Source organism: Kocuria sp. MNB10, from assembly GCF_054073685.1.
On sequence record NZ_CM133411.1, the window covers coordinates 2,021,973 to 2,043,842 of the forward strand.

The 21,870-nt window shown below is 68.4% G+C and carries 19 protein-coding genes; 16 read left to right on the forward strand and 3 right to left on the reverse strand.

What is annotated here, in order from left to right:
• Positions 1-83: 83 nt before the first annotated feature.
• The 10 genes from rpmJ (at position 84) to glmM (ending at position 8,093) form a co-directional block, all read left to right on the forward strand.
• Complete coding sequence (gene rpmJ, locus ACW9PK_RS09160; protein ID WP_012397712.1) at positions 84-197, forward strand: 50S ribosomal protein L36; 114 nt, start codon at positions 84-86, stop codon at positions 195-197.
• Between the two features lie 157 nt (positions 198-354).
• Positions 355-723, forward strand: coding sequence for a 30S ribosomal protein S13 (gene rpsM / locus ACW9PK_RS09165; RefSeq protein WP_035959599.1), 369 nt, complete (start codon positions 355-357; stop codon positions 721-723).
• 59 nt (positions 724-782) lie between these two features.
• On the forward strand, positions 783-1,187 hold the full coding sequence (rpsK, locus tag ACW9PK_RS09170) for a 30S ribosomal protein S11 (RefSeq protein ID WP_012397714.1): 405 nt from the start codon (positions 783-785) through the stop codon (positions 1,185-1,187).
• Between the two features lie 149 nt (positions 1,188-1,336).
• Positions 1,337-2,356: a DNA-directed RNA polymerase subunit alpha gene (locus tag ACW9PK_RS09175; RefSeq protein WP_064847278.1), complete on the forward strand. Its 1,020-nt coding sequence runs from the start codon at positions 1,337-1,339 to the stop codon at positions 2,354-2,356.
• Between the two features lie 71 nt (positions 2,357-2,427).
• Positions 2,428-3,192 (forward strand): 50S ribosomal protein L17, sunset domain variant, encoded by a 765-nt coding sequence (gene rplQ / locus ACW9PK_RS09180; protein WP_457015616.1) that lies wholly within the window; start codon positions 2,428-2,430, stop codon positions 3,190-3,192.
• An 83-nt stretch (positions 3,193-3,275) separates the two neighbouring features.
• On the forward strand, positions 3,276-4,256 hold the full coding sequence (locus ACW9PK_RS09185; RefSeq protein WP_457015617.1) for a tRNA pseudouridine synthase A: 981 nt from the start codon (positions 3,276-3,278) through the stop codon (positions 4,254-4,256).
• A gap of 237 nt (positions 4,257-4,493) precedes the next feature.
• Positions 4,494-4,937, forward strand: a complete 444-nt coding sequence (gene rplM / locus ACW9PK_RS09190; protein WP_368844005.1) for a 50S ribosomal protein L13 — start codon at positions 4,494-4,496, stop codon at positions 4,935-4,937.
• 32 nt (positions 4,938-4,969) lie between these two features.
• The gene (gene rpsI / locus ACW9PK_RS09195; RefSeq protein WP_098054376.1) at positions 4,970-5,470 is read left to right on the forward strand and encodes a 30S ribosomal protein S9; all 501 of its coding nucleotides are present in this window, start codon (positions 4,970-4,972) and stop codon (positions 5,468-5,470) included.
• 184 nt (positions 5,471-5,654) lie between these two features.
• Positions 5,655-6,695 (forward strand): polyphosphate kinase 2, encoded by a 1,041-nt coding sequence (gene ppk2, locus ACW9PK_RS09200; protein ID WP_085106413.1) that lies wholly within the window; start codon positions 5,655-5,657, stop codon positions 6,693-6,695.
• Positions 6,696-6,743: 48 nt separating this feature from the next.
• Positions 6,744-8,093 carry a phosphoglucosamine mutase gene (glmM, locus tag ACW9PK_RS09205; RefSeq protein WP_085106414.1) on the forward strand — a complete coding sequence of 450 codons (1,350 nt, stop codon included), beginning with the start codon at positions 6,744-6,746 and terminating at the stop codon, positions 8,091-8,093.
• A gap of 37 nt (positions 8,094-8,130) precedes the next feature.
• On the opposite strand, the gene mscL is transcribed toward glmM, so the two are convergent.
• On the reverse strand, positions 8,131-8,598 hold the full coding sequence (gene mscL / locus ACW9PK_RS09210; protein ID WP_085106415.1) for a large conductance mechanosensitive channel protein MscL: 468 nt from the start codon (positions 8,596-8,598) through the stop codon (positions 8,131-8,133).
• A gap of 36 nt (positions 8,599-8,634) precedes the next feature.
• Positions 8,635-9,591 (reverse strand): type I pantothenate kinase, encoded by a 957-nt coding sequence (coaA, locus tag ACW9PK_RS09215; protein ID WP_084117926.1) that lies wholly within the window; start codon positions 9,589-9,591, stop codon positions 8,635-8,637.
• 75 nt (positions 9,592-9,666) lie between these two features.
• Here coaA and glmS point away from each other — a divergent pair, with 75 nt between their 5' ends.
• The 4 genes from glmS to glgX all read left to right on the forward strand — a co-directional run bounded on the left by glmS (position 9,667) and on the right by glgX (position 16,026).
• Positions 9,667-11,550, forward strand: coding sequence for a glutamine--fructose-6-phosphate transaminase (isomerizing) (glmS, locus tag ACW9PK_RS09220; RefSeq protein ID WP_098054372.1), 1,884 nt, complete (start codon positions 9,667-9,669; stop codon positions 11,548-11,550).
• 150 nt (positions 11,551-11,700) lie between these two features.
• The gene (locus tag ACW9PK_RS09225; protein WP_035959524.1) at positions 11,701-12,072 is read left to right on the forward strand and encodes a holo-ACP synthase; all 372 of its coding nucleotides are present in this window, start codon (positions 11,701-11,703) and stop codon (positions 12,070-12,072) included.
• A complete protein-coding gene (locus ACW9PK_RS09230; RefSeq protein WP_457015620.1) occupies positions 12,065-13,750 on the forward strand; it encodes a bifunctional ADP-dependent NAD(P)H-hydrate dehydratase/NAD(P)H-hydrate epimerase in 1,686 nt (561 codons plus the stop codon). Before ACW9PK_RS09225 ends, ACW9PK_RS09230 begins: the two co-directional genes overlap by 8 nt.
• A gap of 83 nt (positions 13,751-13,833) precedes the next feature.
• Entirely contained in the window at positions 13,834-16,026 is a 2,193-nt protein-coding gene (glgX, locus tag ACW9PK_RS09235; RefSeq protein WP_144998336.1) for a glycogen debranching protein GlgX, read from the forward strand.
• Positions 16,027-16,135: 109 nt separating this feature from the next.
• On the opposite strand, the gene ACW9PK_RS09240 is transcribed toward glgX, so the two are convergent.
• On the reverse strand, positions 16,136-17,440 hold the full coding sequence (locus ACW9PK_RS09240) for an ISL3 family transposase (RefSeq protein ID WP_457015429.1): 1,305 nt from the start codon (positions 17,438-17,440) through the stop codon (positions 16,136-16,138).
• Between the two features lie 203 nt (positions 17,441-17,643).
• On the opposite strand from ACW9PK_RS09240, the gene treY reads away from it, so the two are divergent.
• Together treY and treZ are read left to right on the forward strand one after the other, a co-directional pair.
• Positions 17,644-20,007 (forward strand): malto-oligosyltrehalose synthase, encoded by a 2,364-nt coding sequence (gene treY, locus ACW9PK_RS09245; protein WP_457015621.1) that lies wholly within the window; start codon positions 17,644-17,646, stop codon positions 20,005-20,007.
• Between the two features lie 3 nt (positions 20,008-20,010).
• Positions 20,011-21,834 carry a malto-oligosyltrehalose trehalohydrolase gene (treZ, locus tag ACW9PK_RS09250; RefSeq protein ID WP_457015622.1) on the forward strand — a complete coding sequence of 608 codons (1,824 nt, stop codon included), beginning with the start codon at positions 20,011-20,013 and terminating at the stop codon, positions 21,832-21,834.
• Positions 21,835-21,870 lie beyond the last annotated feature (36 nt).

The following is a 21,870-nucleotide window of genomic DNA, read 5'->3' on the forward strand; positions in this document are numbered from 1 at the left end:
GAACCACCGCGCACGGCCGGTACCCCCGGCCCGGGCGCGGTGTCTCCGGTGCACACGCCATTACGAGTACGCGAAGGAATGCGATGAAGGTCCAACCGAGCGTCAAGCAGATCTGCGACAAGTGCAAGGTGATTCGCCGTAACGGGCGGGTCATGGTGATCTGCGAGAACCCCCGGCACAAGCAGCGCCAGGGCTGACGGGGACGCCCCCACGCAAGTGGATTGACAGAACGGGCACTGCAGCCGGCACCCACGGGTGCGGCAACCCCCGGCACGGAGGCCGGAGACCAGATGTGACGAAACATCCGGGACGCAGTGTTCAAGACCTCCGGACAGTACAAGGAGAACCGCCGATATGGCTCGTCTCGCAGGCGTCGACCTCCCCCGCGAAAAGCGGCTGGAAATCGCGCTGACCTACATCTACGGCGTGGGACGCACGCGCGCTCTCGCAACCCTGGATGCCACCGGCATCTCGGGCGACGTGCGCGTCAAGGATCTCACCGACGCCCAGCTCGTGGAGCTGCGCGACTACATCGAAGGCAACTACAAGGTCGAAGGTGATCTGCGCCGCGAGGTTGCCGCCGACATCCGCCGCAAGGTCGAGATCGGCAGCTACCAGGGACTGCGTCACCGCCGTGGCCTCCCGGTCCACGGCCAGCGCACGAAGACCAACGCTCGCACCCGCAAGGGTCCCAAGCGCACGGTCGCCGGCAAGAAGAAGTAATCGTGGTCGCCACCGCCGCCGGTGGCTGATCTACGTCGAAGATCTTTGTAGGAGAATTCATGGCTCAGAAGACTCGCGCGACGGCTGCTCGCAAGCCGCGTCGCAAGGTTAACAAGAACGTGACGCAGGGCCAGGCCCACATCAAGTCCACGTTCAACAACACCATCGTTTCCATCACCGACCCCTCGGGTGCGGTCCTGTCGTGGGCCTCGGCCGGCGGCATGGGCTTCAAGGGTTCGCGGAAGTCCACCCCGTTCGCCGCGCAGCAGGCCGCCGAGGCCGCTGCCAAGGGCGCGCAGGAGCACGGCATGCGCAAGGTGGACGTGTTCGTCAAGGGCCCCGGTTCGGGCCGCGAGACCGCGATCCGCGCACTGCAGGCCACCGGGTTGGAGGTCGGCTCCATCCAGGACGTCACCCCGTCCGCGCACAACGGCTGCCGGCCCCCCAAGCGCCGCCGCGTCTGACACGTCCCGCGTGGTCGCCCGTGCCCCCTGGGTGCGGGTGACCACGCTTCGACGCGGTGTTTCACGCCTGCTCACCGCGGCACCCACCCATTTTGTTTTCCACCACCTGCGTGCGTCATATGGCGGAGGCACGCTGAAAGGAAACATCAGTGCTCATCGCACAGCGCCCCACCCTCACGGAAGAGGCTGTGGCCGAGAACCGTTCCCGGTTCGTGATCGAACCGCTGGAACCGGGTTTCGGTTACACCCTCGGTAACTCCCTGCGCCGTACGCTCCTGTCCTCCATCCCCGGGGCCTCCGTGACCAGCATCCGCATCGACGGTGTGCTGCACGAGTTCTCCACCGTGGAGGGTGTCAAAGAGGACGTCACCGAGCTCATTCTCAACATCAAGAAACTCTCCCTGTCCTCCGAGGAGGACGAGCCCGTCACCGCGTGGCTGCGCAAGCAGGGCCCGGGCGAGGTCACCGCGGCGGACATCTCCGCCCCGGCCGGTGTCGAGGTCCACAACCCCGATCTGCATATCGCGACCTTGAATTCCAAGGGCCAGCTCGAGATCGAGCTGACCATCGAGCGCGGGCGCGGTTACGTCTCGGCGTCGCAGAACAAGTCGGGTGACGCGGAAGTCGGTCGGATCCCCGTGGATTCCATCTACTCCCCCGTCCTGAAGGTGACCTTCCGTGTGGAGGCCACCCGTGTGGAACAGCGCACCGACTTCGACAAGCTCATCCTGGACGTCGAGACCAAGGAAGCCATCTCCCCGCGTGACGCGGTGGCTTCGGCGGGCACCACGCTGGTCGAGCTGTTCGGCCTGGCGCGCGAGCTGAACTCGGCCGCCGAGGGCATCGAGATCGGGCCTTCGCCCACGGACGCAGCGGCTGCCGCGGACATGGCGTTGCCCATCGAGGACCTCGAGCTGTCCGTGCGTTCGTACAACTGCCTCAAGCGCGAGGGCATCCACAGCGTGGGTGAACTCGTGGGCCGCTCCGAAGCTGACCTCATGGACATCCGCAACTTCGGTGCCAAGTCCATCGATGAAGTCAAGGAGAAGCTCGGTGAGCTCGGTCTGGCCCTGAAGGATTCCCCTCCGGGTTACGACCTCGCCGCCCACGCGGCGTCGCTCGAGGACGAGGACGAGAACAACAACCCGTTCGACGTCGATCTCGACTGACGCCCACACCACTTTCCGTGCCCCGCGGCCGCTGAGCGGACCGCACGGGCCCGATCATCAGGAGACCTACTATGCCTACCCCTACCAAGGGACCCCGTCTCGGCGCCGGGCCGACCCACCAGCGCATGATCCTCTCGAACCTGTCGCAGCAGCTGTTCGAGCACAAGCGCATCACCACCACCGTGACCAAGGCCAAGCGCCTGCGTCCCGTGGCCGAGCGCCTGATCACGTTCGCCAAGCGCGGTGACCTCGCGGCCCGCCGTCGCGTCATGCGTCAGCTGACCGACAAGTCCGTGGTGCACGAGCTGTTCACCAGCATCGCGCCCGCCATGGAAGGCCGCGACGGCGGGTACACCCGCATCACCAAGATCGGCAACCGCAAGGGCGACAACGCCCCCATGGCCGTGATCGAGCTCGTCATGGAGCCCGTGGCCAAGCGGGAGACCGTGGCCGAGGCCGAGCGCGCCACGACCAAGGCCGCCGCCGAGCCCGCCGCTCCCGTGGACACCCCCGCCGGTTCTACCGCCGAGGACGTCAAGAAGAACGAGATCCCCGCCGAAGAGCAGGCTCCGGCCATTGGCTCCCAGGAGGCCGCCGAGGTCGCCGAGGAGAACCAGGACGCCGAGTTCGCCGGTTCCCACGCGCCGCTCGAGTCCGGCGAGGCCCCCGAGGGCTTCACCGTCAAGGGCAACCGCAACTCCATGAAGTACCACGTGCCCGGTTCGCGCTGGTACTCCGGCACGACCGCCGAGATCTGGTTCGACTCCCCGGCCAATGCCGAGGCAGCCGGCTTCCAGCCCGCCGGCGGTGCCGCCGCCCAGAAGATCTCCGAGTGATCGGGACTTCTGAGTAGCACGACCGTCACGACGCCGCCGCAGGTTCCTGCGGCGGCGTCGTCGTCCTCGGGAGGAACGCACAGATGACGGGGGAGACCCTCAGACTGCGGGTGGAACTGGGCTACGACGGCGCCCCGTTCAAGGGCTGGGCCCGGCAACCCGGGCTGCCGAGCGTGCAGGGCGCGCTCGAGGACGCGCTCGAGCTGATCTTCCGCGCGCCGTGCGCCACGGTCGTGGCCGGGCGCACGGACACGGGTGTGCATGCGCGTCGGCAGACCGTCCACGTGGACGTTCCCGCGCCGTTGTGGGCCCGGTTCGCGTGCTCGCGTCCCCGCGGGCCCCTGGCAAGTGATGCCGACACCGGCGATCTCAGCGCAGGCGGTCCCGCCGACGTGCAGGACGTCGCGGCCCGCGATGCCGCCGCCGCGGGGCTCACGCGCAAGCTCAACGGCGCCCTCAACCGGGTCCTGGGTAAGGACCGTGCGGCCCACGGCTGGGACCCCGCCGTGGGTGCGATCGTGGTGCGCGACGTCGCCGTGGCCCCCGAGGGCTTCGACGCCCGGTTCTCCGCGCTCTCCCGCGGCTACACGTACCGCGTGGCGGACGCCGTGACCGGCCACGACCCCCTGACGCGCACTTTCTCGTGGTGGGTCCCCTGGCACCTCGACGTGCCCGCGATGGACCGGGCCGTGCGCGAACTGCTGGGGCTGCACGACTTCCTGAGCTTCTGCAAACCCCGCGAGGGCGCCACCACGATCCGCGACCTGCAGCGCGCGGGCGTGCACCGCGACGAGAGCGGCATGATCACGATCGTCCTGCAGGCGGATGCCTTCTGCCACCACATGGTGCGCTGCATCGTGGGCGCGGTGGTCCGCGTGGGGGAGGGGCGGTACGACGCCGGGTGGCCGGGTCAGCGGCTGCGCGCCCGGGTCCGGGACGCGAACGTCCTCATGGCACCCGCGCACGGTCTCGTCCTTGATGCCGTGCGCTATCCCGACCAGTCCCAGCTCGCCGAACGCGCCCGGCTCACGCGCGCTCGGCGCCCCGCCCACCACGACGAATAGCGCCCCACGACTGGCGGGGCGGGCGGTGATCCGGTAATATGGAATGCTGTTGTGCGTGTTCTGCCCCGGTTCACGTGTACCCGCATCGGTCGCTCATGTTGCAGAGCGCAGGGCCGTGCGGTGCACCGGGTTGTGGACGCACGGATGCCGCCCGGATCTCACCCGGGCCCCGAAGCACAGCGGAACCATCGGACACGAGCATTCGTGTCATCAGCAGACAAACGAAGGCAGATCAACGTGCGTACGTACACTCCGAAGCCCGGTGACGTCCAGCGTCAGTGGCACGTCATCGACGCCACCGACGTCGTCCTGGGTCGTCTTGCCAGCCAGACCGCAACGCTGCTGCGCGGGAAGCACAAGCCGACCTTCGCTCCCCACGTGGACACCGGCGATTTCGTCATTATCATCAACGCGGAAAAGGTCGCCCTCACGGGTGCCAAGCTCGAGAAGAAGCGCGCCTACCGCCACTCCGGCTACCCGGGTGGGCTCAAGTCCACCAGCTACGCCGAGCTGCTCGCGAAGAACCCCACGCGCGCCGTGGAGAAGGCCGTCAAGGGCATGCTGCCCAAGAACAAGCTGGCCGCCCAGCAGCTGTCCAAGCTGAAGGTCTACGCCGGCGCCGAGCACCCGCACCAGGCCCAGCAGCCCAAGCCCTACGAATTCACCCAGGTCGCCCAGTAATTCGGGCCAACGAATAACACATAAGGAGAATCGTGGCTCAGAACACTGAAGAGCAGATCACCGAGGACGTGGAGCTGACCAGCTACACCTCCGAGTCCACCGAGCCCGTCGCCGGTGCCGCACTGTCCGACCGCCCCGCCCTGACCGTCTCCGGCCAGGCCGTGGGCCGCCGCAAGCAGGCCATCGCCCGCGTGCGCGTGGTCCCCGGTTCCGGGCAGTGGACCGTCAACGGTCGCAGCCTCGAGGAGTACTTCCCCAACAAGCTGCACCAGCAGGAGGTCAACGACCCCTTCCGCCTGCTCGAACTGCAGGGCGCGTACGACGTCATCGCCCGCATCAGCGGCGGCGGCCCCTCCGGCCAGGCCGGTGCGCTGCGCCTCGGCGTGGCCCGCGCGCTCAACGAGATCGACGCCGAGCACAACCGCCCCGCCCTCAAGAAGGCCGGCTTCCTGACCCGTGACGCCCGCGTCATCGAGCGCAAGAAGGCAGGCCTCAAGAAGGCCCGCAAGGCTCCCCAGTACTCCAAGCGCTAAAACGAAGCAGCCCAAGCCTCGGCCGGGCGTTTTCGTGCAGGGTCCCGTTCCTCGGTTTCGGCCGGGGAACGGGACCCTGTTTCGTTGCCCGGGCGTTGCCATGCGGCCACCTGCCGCGGTGACGGACGTACCATGAAGGTGTGGAGCGACGTCGCTCCCGCCGTACCGTCGAGAGAGGGCCCGTATGAGCAAGCAGTCGGAGCAGAAGTCGGGGAACGCCGTCGTCGAGGAGCAGCAGGCCGAGACGGAACAGCGCACAGAGCAGCGGGTGGCGGTGGACGAGGCCCTCAAGAAGGAACAGCACCGGGTCTCCGTGGTGGAGGACTACGCGGCCGAACTCGACGAGATCGCGGAGCTCGGGAAGAGACTCAACGACGCGAGCGGGGCGGAACCGTCCACCGCGTGGAAACTGGGCTACCCGTACGACGAGAAGCTGCCCCGCAAGGACTACGAGCGCACCAAGCGGGCCCTGCAGATCGAACTGCTCAAGCTGCAGTTGTGGATCAAGGAGACCGGCCAGAAGCTGCTCATCATCTTCGAGGGCCGGGACGCCGCGGGCAAGGGCGGGGCGATCAAGCGGTTCACGGAGCACCTGAACCCCCGTGGTGCGCGGGTCGTGGCGCTCGAGAAGCCCACGGACATCGAGCAGACGCAATGGTACTTCCAGCGCTACGTCAAGCACCTGCCGTCCGGTGGGGAGATCGTGCTGATGGACCGCTCGTGGTACAACCGGGCGGGTGTGGAACGGGTCATGGGCTACTGCACGTCCCAGCAGTATTACGAGTTCATGCGTCAGGCGCCGGAGTTCGAACGGATGCTCGTGAACTCGGACACGCACCTGATCAAGTTCTGGTTCTCCGTGACGCGCGCGGAGCAGCTCGCGCGGTTCCAGTCCCGCCGGACGGACCCGGTGCGGCAGTGGAAGCTCTCGCCCACGGACGTGGCATCCCTGGACAAGTGGGACGACTACACGGAGGCCAAGGAGGCCATGTTCTTCTACACGGACACGGGGGACGCCCCGTGGACCGTGATCAAGTCCAATGACAAGAAACGCGCGCGGCTCGAGGCCATGCGCTACGTCCTCACGCAGTTCGACTACCCCAACAAGGACCACTCCGTGGTGGGCACGCCGGACACCAAGATCGTGGGTGGGGCGGCGGATCTCACGGAGGACAGCAACGAGAACCCGGACGGTTTCCCGGTGGTCCGGCCTGGGAAGGGCTGAGTCGAATGCGCAGGGTTTGCGCGGGCGTCGGTCGTAAGATGACTCTCGATGTCTAGAATCTTTGGAACGGACGGCGTTCGCGGTCTCGCGAACGGCCTCCTCACAGCAGAACTTGCCATGGAGCTGTCCCAGGCGGCGGCGATCGTCCTGGGCCACGGCCACGCGGAGGCCGGGAAGCGACCCACCGCCGTCGTGGCACGGGACGGGCGCGCGAGCGGGGAGTTCCTCGGCGCGGCCGTGATCGCGGGTCTCGCGAGCTCCGGCGTGGACGTCTACGACGCCGGGATGCTGCCCACGCCGGCAGCCGCCTACCTGGTGGGGGACATCGACGCCGATTTCGGCGTGATGATCTCCGCGTCCCACAACCCCGCGCCGGACAACGGCATTAAGTTCCTGGCGCACGGGGGCAAGAAACTGCCGGACGCGATCGAGGACACTATCCAGGAGGTCTACGAGGCCAAGGATTTCCGCCGCCCCACGGGTGCGGAAGTGGGCCGCGTGACCCGCTTGTCGGACGCCGAGGACCGCTACATCCTGCACCTGGTCGGTGCCATCCCGCACCGTCTGGACGGGCTGTCGATCGTGCTCGACTGCGCGAACGGCGCGGCGTCCGGCGCCTCACCGGACGCGTTCCGCGATGCCGGTGCCAAGGTGCACGTGATCGGTGCGGAACCGGACGGGCTGAACATCAACGACGGCGTGGGCTCCACCCACCTGGGTCCGCTCAAGCAGGCCGTGCGTGAGCTGGGCGCGGATCTGGGCATCGCACACGACGGCGACGCAGATCGCTGCCTGGCCGTGGACCACACCGGCACGGAGGTGGACGGCGACCAGATCATGTGCATCCTTGCCATGGCCATGAAGGACGCGGGCAGGCTCAACCAGAACACGCTCGTGGCCACGGTCATGAGCAACCTGGGTCTGCAACTGGCCCTGGACGAGGCCGGGATCCAGCTCGTGCGCGCCTCCGTGGGGGACCGCTACGTCCTGGAATCTATGGTGGCCAACGGCTACAACCTGGGTGGCGAACAGTCCGGGCATGTGATCATGGCGGATTACGCGACCACCGGTGACGGTCTGCTCACGGGTCTGATGCTCGCCTCACGGGTGGCTCAGACGGGCATGCCGTTGCAGGAGCTCGCCAAGTCCATGACGCGCATGCCCCAGGTGATGATCAACGTCAAGGGCGTGGACAAGGCGGCGGCCAAAACGAGCGAACCGGTGCTCGACGCCGTCGCCCGCACGGAGGAGCGGCTCGGCAGCGAGGGCCGGGTGCTGTTGCGCCCCTCCGGCACCGAACCCGTGGTGCGGGTCATGGTGGAGGCGGCTTCGCAGGACATCGCCCAGCGCGAGGCGGAAGAGCTCGTGTCCGTGGTGGAACAGCACCTCAGCCTGTAGCGTCACCGAACGGACCAACGGCGAAGGGGTGGTGGGGTCAGCGGATCGTTCCTCCGGTGGTACCGGGCTGTCCCGAGAGGCCGGTCTGCGTGCCGTCCGTGCGCAGCGCGTCGGCGTTGTGCCCGGTGAGCGCGTCGCGGATCTCGGTGAGCAGCACGGTGTTGGGATCGGCCGGCTCATCGGTGGGCTCGATGCCCAGTCGGCGGTTGCGGCGTTCGATCATCTTGTTCATGGGCAGCACGATGCAGAAGTACACGGCGGCGGCGATGAGCAGGAAGTTCACGATCGCGGTCAGCAACACACCGAACTTGACCTGGTTGCCGTTGAACGTGACGGCGGCGAAATTGTCGAAGTTGGGCGAACCGACGAGTCCCGAGATGGCGGGCATGAGGACGTTCTCGACGAGAGCATTGACGATCTTGGAGAAGGCGGCGCCGATGATCACGGCAACGGCCAGATCCATCACGTTGCCCTTCATGATGAATTCTTTGAAACCACTGAGCATGGCGCTCATCGCACAGTGAGAACGGGCCTGAAAATATCAGTTCTTTCGCAGCAGCACCCTGCGGATCTTGTGATCGTGGTCTTTGGAGAGGATCAGCCGTGCGCGGCCGCGTGTGGGGCGCACGTTCTGCTCCAGGTTAGGTTCGTTGATCCGCCGCCAGATGTCCGTGGCCACGTCCTGTGCCTGCTCGTCCGTGAGGTCCGCGTAGCGGTGGAAGTAGGACTCGGGGTCCGAGAACGCGGAGGAGCGCAGGGCCTGGAAGCGCTCCACGTACCAGCGTTCGATGTCCTGGGTGCGGGCGTCCACGTAGATGCTGAAGTCGAAGAAATCGCTCAGCGCGAGCGCGGTGCGTTTGCCGCTCTCCAGCTTCGCGGGCGCGAGCACGTTCAGGCCTTCCACGATCACGACGTCGGGGCGGGTCACTACCACTTCCTCGTCCGGGAGGATGTCGTAGGTGACGTGGGAGTACTTGGGGGCACGCACCTCGGGGGCGCCGGACTTGATCTCGGAGACGAAGCGCAGCAGCCCGCGCCGGTCGTAGGACTCGGGGAAGCCCTTGCGGTCCATGAGTCCACGCCGTCGTAGTTCGGCGTTGGGGTAGAGGAAACCGTCTGTGGTCACGAGCTGCACGTTCGGGGTGGACGGCCAGCGGGCCAGCATCTCGCGCAGCAAGCGGGCCGTGGTGGACTTACCCGCCGCCACGGACCCGGCGATCCCGATCACGAACGGGGTGCGCGCGTGATGCTCGCCCAGGAACGAGTTGGTGGCGGCATTGAGCTGTGTGGAGGACATGTCGTACAGCGTGAGCAACCGCGAAAGGGGCAGATAGACCTCGCGGACCTCGTCCACGTCCAACCGGTCACCGAGACCGCGCAGGTTCTCGATCTCCTGCGCGGTGAGCGGGACGTCGATCTCGTGCGAAAGCCTGGACCAGGTCTGACGATCCAACTCCACGAAAGGGGAGACGCGGTGGGTTATGGGCTGTGTGCTCATGCTCGGACCAGTGTAGGCCCGGGCCCCCTCCCGCAAGGCATTAGGGCGCGTAGCGTTTCCGGTACAGTATTTTTCATGTGTGGAATTGTGGGATATGTGGGCTCGAACCGTGCTGACGGGCGACAGCACGGTGCGCTCGAGGTGATCCTCGAGGGGCTTCGTCGACTGGAATACCGCGGGTACGACTCCGCGGGCGTCGCAGTGATCGCCGACGGTGCGGTGGAGTACCGCAAGAAGGCCGGGAAGCTGAGCAACCTGATCGGTGAGCTCGAAGCGCACCCCCTGCCGGAATCGAACATCGGGATCGGCCACACCCGCTGGGCCACCCACGGAGGCCCCTCCGACGTCAACGCGCACCCCCACGTGGTCGACGGCGGCAAGCTGGCCATGATCCACAACGGGATCATCGAGAACTTCAGCGAGATCAAGCGCGAACTCAGCGCCCAGGGCGAGAGTTTCACGTCCGAGACGGACACCGAGGTCGCCGCGGTGCTGCTGGCCCGCACGTACAACGCGCAGGGCGCGGACGAGAAGGACCTCACCGTGGCCATGCAGGACACGTGTCGCCGCCTCGAGGGCGCGTTCACGCTGCTGGCCGTGCACGCGGACCACCCGGACCGCGTGGTCGCTGCGCGCCGCAACTCGCCGCTCGTGATCGGGCTGGGCGACGGCGAGAACTTCCTGGGCTCGGACGTCTCCGGTTTCATCGACTACACCAAGCGGGCCGTGGAGATGGGCCAGGACCAGATCGTGACCATCACCGCGGACGACTACACGATCGTGGACTTCCACGGCAACGCCGCCGAGGGCAAGCCCTTCGACATCGAGTGGGACGCCGCCGCCGCGGAGAAGGACGGCTACCCGTCCTTCATGGAGAAGGAGATCCACGACCAGCCCGCCGCCGTGGGCGACACCCTGCTGGGCCGCCTGGACGAGAACGGCCGGCTCACGCTGGACGAGATCAAGATCGACGAGACCGTGCTGCGCTCGATCGACAAGATCGTGGTGATCGCATGCGGTACCGCAGCATACGCCGGGCAGGTCGCGCGCTACGCGATCGAGCACTGGTGCCGGATCCCCACCGAGGTGGAGCTCGCGCACGAGTTCCGCTACCGCGATCCGATCGTGAACGAGAAGACCCTGGTGGTCGCGGTCTCCCAGTCCGGCGAGACCATGGACACCCTCATGGCCGTGCGTCACGCGCAGGAACAGGGCGCCAAGGTCGTGGCGATCTGCAACACGAACGGTTCCACAATCCCGCGCGAGGCGGACGCCGTGCTCTACACGCACGCGGGTCCCGAGATCGCGGTGGCCTCCACCAAGGCGTTCCTCGCCCAGATCACCGCGGCGTACCTGCTGGGCCTGTACCTGGCCCAGTTGCGCGGCAACAAGTTCAAGGACGAGATCTCCACCATGTTGGCCGAGCTTGAGGCCATGCCCGCCAAGATCCAGCGCGTGCTGGACGAGGTGGAGCCGCAGGTCAAGGAACTCGCGACCGGGATGAAGGACGCCGGATCCGTGCTGTTCCTGGGTCGTCACGTGGGCTTCCCCGTGGCCATGGAGGGCGCCCTGAAGCTCAAGGAGATCGCGTACATCCACGCGGAGGGCTTCGCCGCCGGTGAGCTAAAGCACGGGCCGATCGCGCTGATCGACCAGGGCCAGCCCGTGTTCGTGATCGTCCCCTCGCCCAATGGCCGGGACTCGCTGCACGCCAAGGTGGTCTCCAACATCCAGGAGATCCGCGCTCGTGGTGCCGAGACCATCGTGATCGCTGAGGAGGGCGACGACGCTGTGCGCGAGTTCGCCAACCACGTCTTCTACGTCCCCGAGGCGCCCACGCTGCTGCAGCCGTTGCTGGCCACGGTGCCGCTGCAGATCTTCGCGTGCGAACTCGCCGGGGCCAAGGGCTACGACGTGGACCAGCCGCGCAACCTGGCCAAGTCCGTGACCGTGGAGTAATCATCCGGTTCGTCCGTCCGACGGCGGGTGACGCCTCCCACGGGAGCGTCGCCCGCCGTCGTCGTACCCGGGCATGCCGCGACGCCCATGGGGCCCGGACCGTGCCGCGGCGCCCGTGAGGGGGCCGGGCGGCGCCGGTAGGCTGGCGACATGATTGTGGGCACCGGCGTGGACATCGTGGACATCGCGCGTTTCGAACGACAGCTGGAGCGCACGCCGCGATTGCGGGAACGCCTGTTCGTCCCGCACGAACGGGAACTGCACCCGCGCTCGCTGGCCGCGCGCTTCGCGGTCAAGGAGGCCGCGGCCAAGGCGCTGCTGGCCCCGCCGGGGATGATCTGGCAGGACTGCTGGATCAGCAACGACGCCCACGGCGCTCCCCGTCTGCACACTGCGGGCACCGTGGCCGAGCAGGCGCGGCGCAGGGGCGTGGAAACATGGCACGTAACGATCTCCCACGACGGCGGCATGGCCGTGGCGTTCGTCGTGGCCGAGGGACAGGGAGGACACCGCGATGATTGAGGCGTACTCGGGCGAGAGCATCCGCGCCGCGGAACAGCCGCTGCTGGACGAGGGCTACGGGGACGTGCTGATGCGTCGTGCGGCCCTGGGACTGGCCCGCGGCTGCGAAGCGCAGTTGCGCCTGACCAACCGGAGAGGGTTGTTGGGTGGCACCACGGCGGTGCTGCTCGTGGGCTCGGGCAACAACGGCGGGGACGGACTGTGGGCGGGCGCATTCCTGCGCCGCAGCGGCGTGAAGGTCGTGGCCATCCTGACCGGCACGCGCGTGCACGAACAGGGCCTGCGGGCGCTGCTCGCTCGCGGCGGCACCGCGCTGCGGCTCACCGACCAGGACGGCGAGGAGCGCGAACCCTCGGACGCCGTGGCCGCCGCGCACCCGGTGGAGGTGTCCCGCGCGGTCTCCCTCATGGCCGACGCCCATCTGATCGTGGACGCCGTGCTCGGCACCGGTGCGCAGGGCGGGCTGCGGGGTACGGCCGCCGAGCTCGTGCGGGCGTTCACCGAACGGCAGCGGGATCCCGCCGCCGCGCGTGAACGGCGCTTCCCACGGATCGTGGCGTGCGACCTCGTCTCCGGCGTCAGCGCGGACACCGGCGAGGTTCCCGAGCCGGTCCTGCATGCCCACGCGACCATCACGTTCGGCGGGGCCAAGACGGGCCACGTGGTGTCCCCGGGGGAGCAGGCCACGGGGGCGCTCACGGTGGTGCCCATCGGGATCGAGGACCGGCTGAGCGACCCCGCCGTGCACCGGCTCGAACCGCGTGACGTGCTCGCCGCGTGGCCGCGTCCCGGCGCGACCGACACTAAGTACACCCGAGGTGTGCTGGGCGTCGTGGCCGGCGCGTCGAGCTATCCGGGCGCGGCGATCATGTGCACCCAGGCGGCGGTCAACGCTGGCGCGGGGATGGTCCGCTTCCTGGGGGATTCGACCACGCGCGGCATGGTGCTCGCGCGCAGTCCGGAGGTCGTGTGCTCGGACGACCAGCCGTGGGACGTCCACGTCCAGGCGTGGCTCGCGGGCCCCGGCGTGGTGGGGGACGAGTCCCAGGCCGCGCGCGTGCAGGCAATCATCGAGGCCCAGGAGCCGGCTGTGCTGGACGCAGGTGCGCTCGACGCCGCCGCGCGATCCGTGGTCGACGCCGCTCTGGGCCCCCATAAGATCCTCACGCCCCACGCGGGGGAGCTGTCCCAGGTCTTCGAGTGGCTCCACGGTTTCGGGGTGTGCGATTCCACGGTGGAGCGCTCCGAGATCGAGGCCAACCCCGTGCACTGGGCCGGTGAAGCCGCGCGCCTCACGGGCGCCACGGTGCTGCTCAAGGGCGCGTCCACCGTGATCGCGTCCCCTGTGGGACGGAACGGGGACGCATGCGAGGACGGGAACGCTTCCGGGTGCGACGAATGCCTGTGCCTGAGCATCGGCCACGCGAGCCCCTGGCTGGCCACGGCGGGTTCGGGGGACACCCTCGCCGGGATCCTGGGCACGGTCGTGGCCCACGTGGCCGAGCACCCGGACGCGCTCGCGGCCCTGGGCGACTGGGCCCGCGGGGACGGTCGCTGGGCGGCCGCCGCGGCCGTCGGGGCCGGTCTGCACGCGGTGGCCTCACGGGCAAATGGGGAGGGCCCCGTCCCGCCGTCGGTGCTCGCGGAGAACGTGCGCGCGGTGCTGACCCGTCCGTGAGCCGCGACCCGAACGACTATTGTTAGTGGCTGGCTGTGAGCGGGGATCCGCTCACAGCCCCACGACACGCTGAGGAGAAGTACATGGAAGTTTGGCCAGGACAACCGTACCCGTTGGGCGCCACGTTCGACGGCACGGGGACCAATTTCGCGCTCTTCTCCGAGGTCGCGGACCGTGTGGAACTGTGCCTGTTCGAGGAGGACGGCACCGAGACGCGCGTGGAGGTCACCGCCGTGGACAGCTACGTGTGGCACTGCTACCTCCCCCAGGTGCAGCCCGGTCAGCGCTACGGGTACCGGGTGCACGGGCCGTGGGATCCGTCCCAGGGGTTGCGGTGCAACCCGGACAAGTTACTCCTGGACCCCTACGCCAAGGCCGTGGAGGGCGGGATCGACTGGGACGAGTCCCTGTTCTCCTACAACTTCGGCGACGAGGACTCCGAGAACCACCAGGACTCCGCGGAACACATGATGAAGGGCGTGGTGATCAACCCGTTCTTCGACTGGGAGGGTGACCGCACCCCGCGCACCCCGTACCACAAGTCCGTGATCTACGAGGCCCACGTCAAGGGCCTCACCATGCAGCACCCGGAGGTCCCGGAGGAACAGCGCGGCACATACGCCGGTGTGTCCCACCCCGCGGTCATCGAACACCTGCAGAAGCTGGGTGTCACCGCGATCGAACTGATGCCCGTGCACCAGTTCGTCCAGGACTCCACGCTGCTCGAGAAGGGGCTGCGCAACTACTGGGGTTACAACACCATCGCGTTCTTCGCGCCCCACAACGAGTACAGCGCGGCCTCCCACCTGGGCAGCCAGGTCCAGGAGTTCAAGGCCATGGTGCGCGCACTGCACCAAGCGGACATCGAGGTCATCCTGGACGTGGTGTACAACCACACGGCCGAGGGCAATCACATGGGCCCCACACTGTCCATGAAGGGCATCGACAACACCGCGTACTACCGCACCGTGGACGACGACCAGAAGTTCTACATGGACTACACGGGTACCGGTAACTCCCTGAACGTGCGCCACCCCCACTCGCTGCAGCTGATCATGGACTCGCTGCGCTACTGGGTCACCGAGATGCACGTGGACGGTTTCCGTTTCGACCTCGCCGCCACCCTGGCCCGTGAGTTCTACGACGTGGACAAGCTCTCCACGTTCTTCGAACTCGTCCAGCAGGACCCTATCGTCTCGCAGGTCAAGCTGATCGCCGAGCCCTGGGACATCGGTCCCGGTGGCTACCAGGTGGGCAACTTCCCGCCGCAGTGGACCGAGTGGAACGGCAAGTACCGGGACACCGTGCGTGATTTCTGGCGCGGGGAGCCCTCGACCCTGGGGGAGTTCGCGTCCCGTGTCACCGGTTCCGCGGACCTCTACGAGAACAGCGGCCGGCGCCCCTTCGCCTCGGTGAACTTCGTGACCGCCCACGACGGCTTCACACTGCGGGACCTCGTGTCCTACAACGAGAAGCACAACCAGGAGAACGGCGAGGACAACAACGACGGCGAGTCCCACAACCGCTCGTGGAACTGCGGTGAGGAGGGGCCCACGGACGATCCCGAGGTGCTCGCGATGCGTGCGCGTCAGCAGCGCAACTTCATCGCCACGCTCATGCTGTCCCAGGGCACGCCCATGCTGTTGCACGGTGACGAGGCGGGGCGCACCCAGAAGGGCAACAACAACACGTACTGCCAGGACAACGAGCTCACGTGGATCAACTGGGAGAAGGTGGACACTCCGCTCGTGGAGTTCACCTCGGTGATCACCCACCTGCGCCACGAACACCCCACGTTCCGCCGCTCGCAGTTCTTCGACGGGCGTCCCGTGGACATGGGCGAGCGTGCCGAGGGCGATCCCATGCCGGACATTGCGTGGCTCAACACGGACGGCACGCCCATGGTGCCCGCCGACTGGGACGAGCCCTTGGCTCGTGCCGTGGGCATGTGGCTCAACGGTCAGGGCATCACGGGAGTGGATATGCGCGGTCGCCGGATCACGGACGTGAACTTCATCGTGTACTTCAACTCCAACCCCGAGCCCGTGGACGTCACACTGCCCCCGGCCAGCTACGGCATGAAGTGGGAGGAGATCGTGGACACCGCCGGCGAGCATGCGGACGGTGCCGTGCGCGGGCACTCCTCCACGTTGCGGATGGCAGGCAAGTCCACGGTGCTGTTGCGCGCGTGGGAGGCCCCCGAGGAAGAGCCGGACGCCTCCGTGGCCGCGTCCGTCGCGGCAGCGGTGTACGCGGCGTCGTCCGACGACGCCTGAGCGCCCCGCGGTGCGTGACCGGGCAGATCGCCCGCAGCCCGCGCCGCGCTGAACACGACTGCGGACGCGTCACCCCACACGGGTGGCGCGTCCGCCGTTTACGGGCCCTTCACAGATGAGCATGGGTAGGGGTCTTGCGCCACGGCCGGTGTCCGCCGGCGGCGAGCAGGGCGCGTAGGCGGTAGTTGTCGAAGTTCCGGAAGCCTCGGGCGACCCGGCGCATCGTCTCGATCACCCCGTTCACGGCCTCGGTGGGCCCGTTGGAGGCCCCGGCGGTGTCGAAGTAGGCCAGGATCGCGGCCTTCCACCGGCGCAGGGTCCGCCCGAGCCGGGCGATCTCCGGGATCGGGCAGGACGGGAAGGCGGCAAGGATCTCGGCGACCAGCCGGCGGCCGGTCTCGGGGCGGGCGTGGTAGATCGCACGCAGCTTCTGATAGCAGTGCCAGGCCAGGGTCACCTCGTGGTGCGGGTCCCCGGCCTCAAGCTTGGTGTTGAGCCGGGTGATCTGTTTGGCGGTGAGGTGCTCGGCGCCGATCTGCAAGGTGCGGCGGATCCCGTAGAGCGGGTCCCCGGCCCGGCCCCGGTGGCCCAGGGTGTCCTGCTGCACCCGACGACGCACCTCGTCCACGACCTGCCCACCGAGTTTCACCACGTGGAAGGCGTCCAGGACGGTGATCGCCTCAGGGAGTTCGTCGCGGATGGCGTTGGCGTAGCCGTGGAACGGGTCCAGCGTCGCCGTGCGGATCCCGCTCGTGAACGCCGGACCCTGCTCGGTGAGCCAGTCGCCGTAGGCCGCCCCCGTGCGCCCCTTGACCAGGTCCAGCAGTCGCGCCCGGGGCCGGCCGTCCTCGCCGCGGGAGTGGTCCACGATCCCGGTGACCAGCCCGGTGCCGGGTGGACCCACGTGGCGCCACACGTGCTCGTCGACACCGAGGGCGTCCACCCCGGCCAGCCGATCCTCCGCGGCCAGCTGGCCTTCGATGACCGGGGCCACGGCGTGCCAGACGGTGTTCCAGGCGACTCCGAGCATGTCCGCCAGGGCGGAGACCGCGATGTCGTGGGAGCGCAGCTGCGTCACCGCCCAGGCGATCGCGCGGGTGGTGAGCTTGGCCCGCGGCGCGGCCAGCTCGTGGACCTCGCTGAACGTCACGACCTCGCAGGCGTCCTCCCGGCACCTGAAGATCCGCTTGCGCCACACCACCCGCACGGGCACCCCAGCGCAGGGCAGATCGTGGAGCACGACCTCCCGGCGGCCGTGGCCGGTGGCGAGCACCCCGCAGGACGGGCACCCCACCAGCGTCGGAGAAGTCTCCACCACCACGGTGAACGAGCGTGGTCCGCGTTCCACGGCCCTGACATGGACGTCGGGCAGGTCGAAGAGCGCGCACGCGGGCGCGCAGATAGCATGAGACACGTCGAGGCCTTCATGGATCGGGTTGCTTGGTCGCTACCCATCCTGGAGGCCTCGACCTCTACCCAGACCTCACAACACACCCCTCGAGACGCCCACGCGCACACCGCTACCCATGCTCATCTGTGAAGGGCCCGTTTACGTCACGGTGCTCGTTGAGCGCGGGGTGACTGGCCCGAGCGCGCGCATTCGGCAAGACTGTAGGGGTGCTGACACCCACTTCAACGTACCGGTTGCAAATCACGACCCAGCAGGACCTGCATCGCGCGGCGGAACTGGTCCCCTACATCAAGCGTCTGGGGGCGGGGTGGGTGTACCTCTCGCCCATCCTGCGGGCCACGAGCGGCTCGGACCACGGGTACGACGTCGTAGATCCCACCGAGGTGGATCCCGAACGCGGGGGATCGGAGGGGCTGAAGGCACTGTCCGATGCCGCGCACGAGGCCGGACTGGGCGTCGTCGTGGACATCGTGCCCAACCACCAGGGCGTGGCCGCCCCGCAGGAGAACCCGTGGTGGTGGTCGCTGCTCGAGAAGGGGCAGGACAGCCCCTACGCGGACGCGTTCGACGTGGACTGGCAGGCCGGCGGCGGCAAGATCGTGATCCCGGTGCTCGGCGACGGTGACGAGGACCTCTCCGCGCTCACCGTCCAGGACGGGACGCTGCGCTACTACGACAACGTCTACCCCCTGGCCGAGGGCACGTACCGCGAGGGCGACGATCCCGCCGAGGTGCACGGGCGGCAGCACTACGAACTGATCAACTGGCGCCGCGGTGACTCCGAGCTGAACTACCGCCGGTTCTTCACCGTGGCCACGCTCGCCGGGGTGCGGGTCGAGGACGCCCGTGTCTTCGAGGAGTCCCACGCGGAGGTCGCGCGCTGGTTCCGCGAGGGACTCGTGGACGGGCTGCGCATCGATCACCCGGACGGGGTGCGGGACCCGCAGGACTACCTCGGGAAGCTGGCCGGGCTCACGGACGGCGCGTGGACCGTCGTCGAGAAGATCTTGGAACCGGGGGAGTACCTGCCCGAACAGTGGCGCACGGCCGGGACCACGGGCTACGACTCGTTGGGCTGGATCGACCGGGTGCTCACGGACGCGCGCGGGCACTACGAGCTCGCCTCATTGGACACCAAGCTGCGCGGTGGTCAGCCCGTGCGCTGGGACCCGCTGATCCACGAGACCAAGCGCCGGATGGCGGACGCTGGCCTGGCCGCGGAGGTGCACCGCCTGGTGCGCGAACTGCCGGCCGACTTCCCGCACGGGGCCGCGGCGTCGTACGACGGTCTCGCCGAGATCCTCGCCAACTTCCCGGTGTACCGCACGTACCTGCCCGAGGGTGCGCAGTACCTGCGCGACGCGGTCGCCGCCGCGCGGCGGTGGCGCCCCGAGCTCGCGGACGTGCTCGACGACCTCGCGCGTGAACTCGGCGGGGACGTGAACGGCACCCTGAGCGGAGTGGCGCAGCGTTTCCAGCAGACCTCGGGCATGGTCATGGCCAAGGGCGTGGAAGACACCGCGTTCTACCGATACCCCAAGCTCTCCTCCCTCACCGAGGTGGGCGGTGACCCCTCGGTCTTCTCGCTCACGCCCGAGCAGTTCCACGCGGAGGCGGCGCGGCGGCAGCGTGAATCGCCCTCGACCATGAACGCACTGACCACCCACGACACCAAGCGCTCGGCATCGGTGCGTGCGCGGATCACGGTGCTCTCGGAGCAGCCCAGGGCCTGGTCCGAGACCGTGGCCACGCTCGTCAACCGCGCCAAGGACGCGCAGATCGAGCTGGCGGACGGACCCGCCGTGAACCTCGTCCTGCAGGCCGTGGTGGGTGCGTGGCCGCTCGAGCGCGATCGTGCCGTGGACTACGCGATGAAGGCCGTGCGCGAGGCGTCCGTGTCCACCGCGTGGGTGGACGGGGACGAGCACTTCGAGGCGGAGCTGACCCGGTTCATCGACTTCCTCTTCAGCAACCCGCGCGCCCGCGGCATCGTGGAGGGATGCGTGGAGCGCGTGAGCGCACCGGGGTTCAGCAACGCCCTGGCGGCCACCGCGCTGCAGCTGACCCTGCCGGGCGTCCCGGACGTCTACCAGGGGCAGGAGTTGTGGGAACCGTCGCTCGTGGACCCCGACAACCGTCGGCCCGTGGACTTCGCGGCGCGCGAGCAGATGTTGGCATGGCTCGACGCCGCTCGGCCGGGTTCCGCGGACGCCACCCCGCCCGTGGACGGCACGGGGGCGGCGCGCATGCTGTTGACCTCGCGCGCCCTGCGGCTGCGCGGCGAGCACCCCGAGCTGTTCACGGAGTACATACCGCTGGAGTTCCGGGGCGCGCTCGCCGAGCACGCCCTGGGCTTCGACCGCGGCGGCGTGGCCACCGTGGTCACCCGCTTCCCCGCGACCCTCGCCCCCGAGGGCGGCTTCACGGACGAGACCGTGGTCCTCGCGCCGGGGACGTGGCAGGACGTCCTCACGCACCGCGAGTACACCACGGACCAGGACGGCGCCGTGCGCCTGGCCGACCTCCTCTTCACCTACCCCGTGGCGATCCTGCGCCGGAAGGACGGCTGAGACATGACCCAGGACCATCGTTTCGACGTGTGGGCACCCCACGCCCGCAAGGTCACCGTCCGCATCGACGGTGTGGACCACCCCATGCAGGGCCTGGCCGATCGCCCCGGCTGGTGGACGCTGCCCGACGACGCCGACGTCCCCCGGGGCACCGTGCGCTACGGCTACCTGCTGACCAAGGTCTTCGACGAGGGCACGGACAAAGAACGCACTTCGGTGTCCGAGGTGCTTCCAGACCCGCGCTCACGCCGCCAGCCGCAAGGTGTGCACGATTTGTCCTGCACGTTCGACCCGGACGCCTTCGAATGGCACGACGCCGCGTGGCGGCCGCGTCCGCTGCGGGACTCGGTGCTCTATGAACTGCACCCCGGGACGTTCACCCCGGAGGGCACGCTCGACGCGGCGATCGGCAAGTTGGACCACCTCGTGGACCTTGGCGTGGACGCCGTGGAACTGTTGCCCGTCAACGGGTTCAACGGGGACCACAACTGGGGCTACGACGGCGTCGCCTGGTACACCGTGGATGAGTCCTACGGTGGGCCCGAGGCCTATCAGCGGTTCGTGGACGCGTGCCACACCAAGGGCATCGCCGTGATCCAGGACGTGGTCTACAACCACTTGGGACCCAGCGGGAACTACCTGCCGCTCTTCGCGGAGTACTTCAAGCCCGGGGCCTCCAGCTGGGGGGACCTGATCAACCTGGACGGGTGGGGTTCGGACGGGGTGCGCGAGTACATCCTGGACAACATCACCATGTGGCTGCGCGAGTACCACGTGGACGGGTTCCGCCTGGATGCCGTGCATGCGCTCGCCGATTCCCGCGCCACGCACATCCTGGAGCAGATCGCCCAGCGCATCGCGGCGGAGTCCGAGCGCACGGGCAAGGAGCTCGTGGCCATCGCGGAATCCGACCTCAACGATCCCCGCATGATCGCGGGTACGGAGGGGCACGGTCTGGGCATGGACGCGCAGTGGCTCGACGACGTCCACCACGCCGCGCACGTGGCATTCACCGGGGAGACCCACGGGTACTACGGGGACTTCGCATCCCTGCACGCCCTGGAGAAGACCATGCACACGGCGTACTTCCACAACGGGACGTACTCGACGTTCCGTGGCCGCTCGCACGGCCGCGAGATCGATCCTGCCGAGCAGCGGCCGTGGCAGTTCGTGACGTTCCTGCAGAACCACGACCAGGTGGGCAACCGCGCGGCCGGGGACCGGATGAACCACGGCATGACCGTGGACCGGGCGATCGCGGCCGCCACGTGGCTGCTCACCCAGCCCTACACGCCCATGCTGTTCATGGGCGAGGAGTTCGGGGCCAGCACGCCGTGGCAGTTCTTCACGGCCCACCCCGAACCCGAGCTGGGGGAGGCCGTGGCCACGGGCCGCAAGGCGGAGTTCGCCGCGATGGCCTGGGATCACGCGACCGTCCCGGATCCCCAGGACCCGCAGACGTTCGAACGTTCCAAGCTCGTCTGGGGCGAGGTGCACGAGGGTGAGCACCAGCGCATCCTGGACGCCTACCGGGAGCTGATCGCGCTGCGCCACGACACCCCGGAGCTCACCGATCAGAACTGGGCCACCGTGGCCACCCAGGCGAGCGACTCCGAGCAGTGGTTCGTGGTCAAGCGGATGAGCGAGCCGGAGTCCGAACACGGCGTGGTCGTGGCCGTGAACCTCTCGGACTCCGAACGCGAGCTGCCGCTCATGGGCGGTGACGCCCCGCGGGTGCTCTTCGCGAGTGGCACGGACCCTGACATTACGACGACGCCGGGCGCGGTGCGGCTCGCGCCGGAGACGGCGGTGGTGCTGCGCGTGTAGCTATGCGTGTGGCGTCGTTCTGCGCGGCGTCGGTGT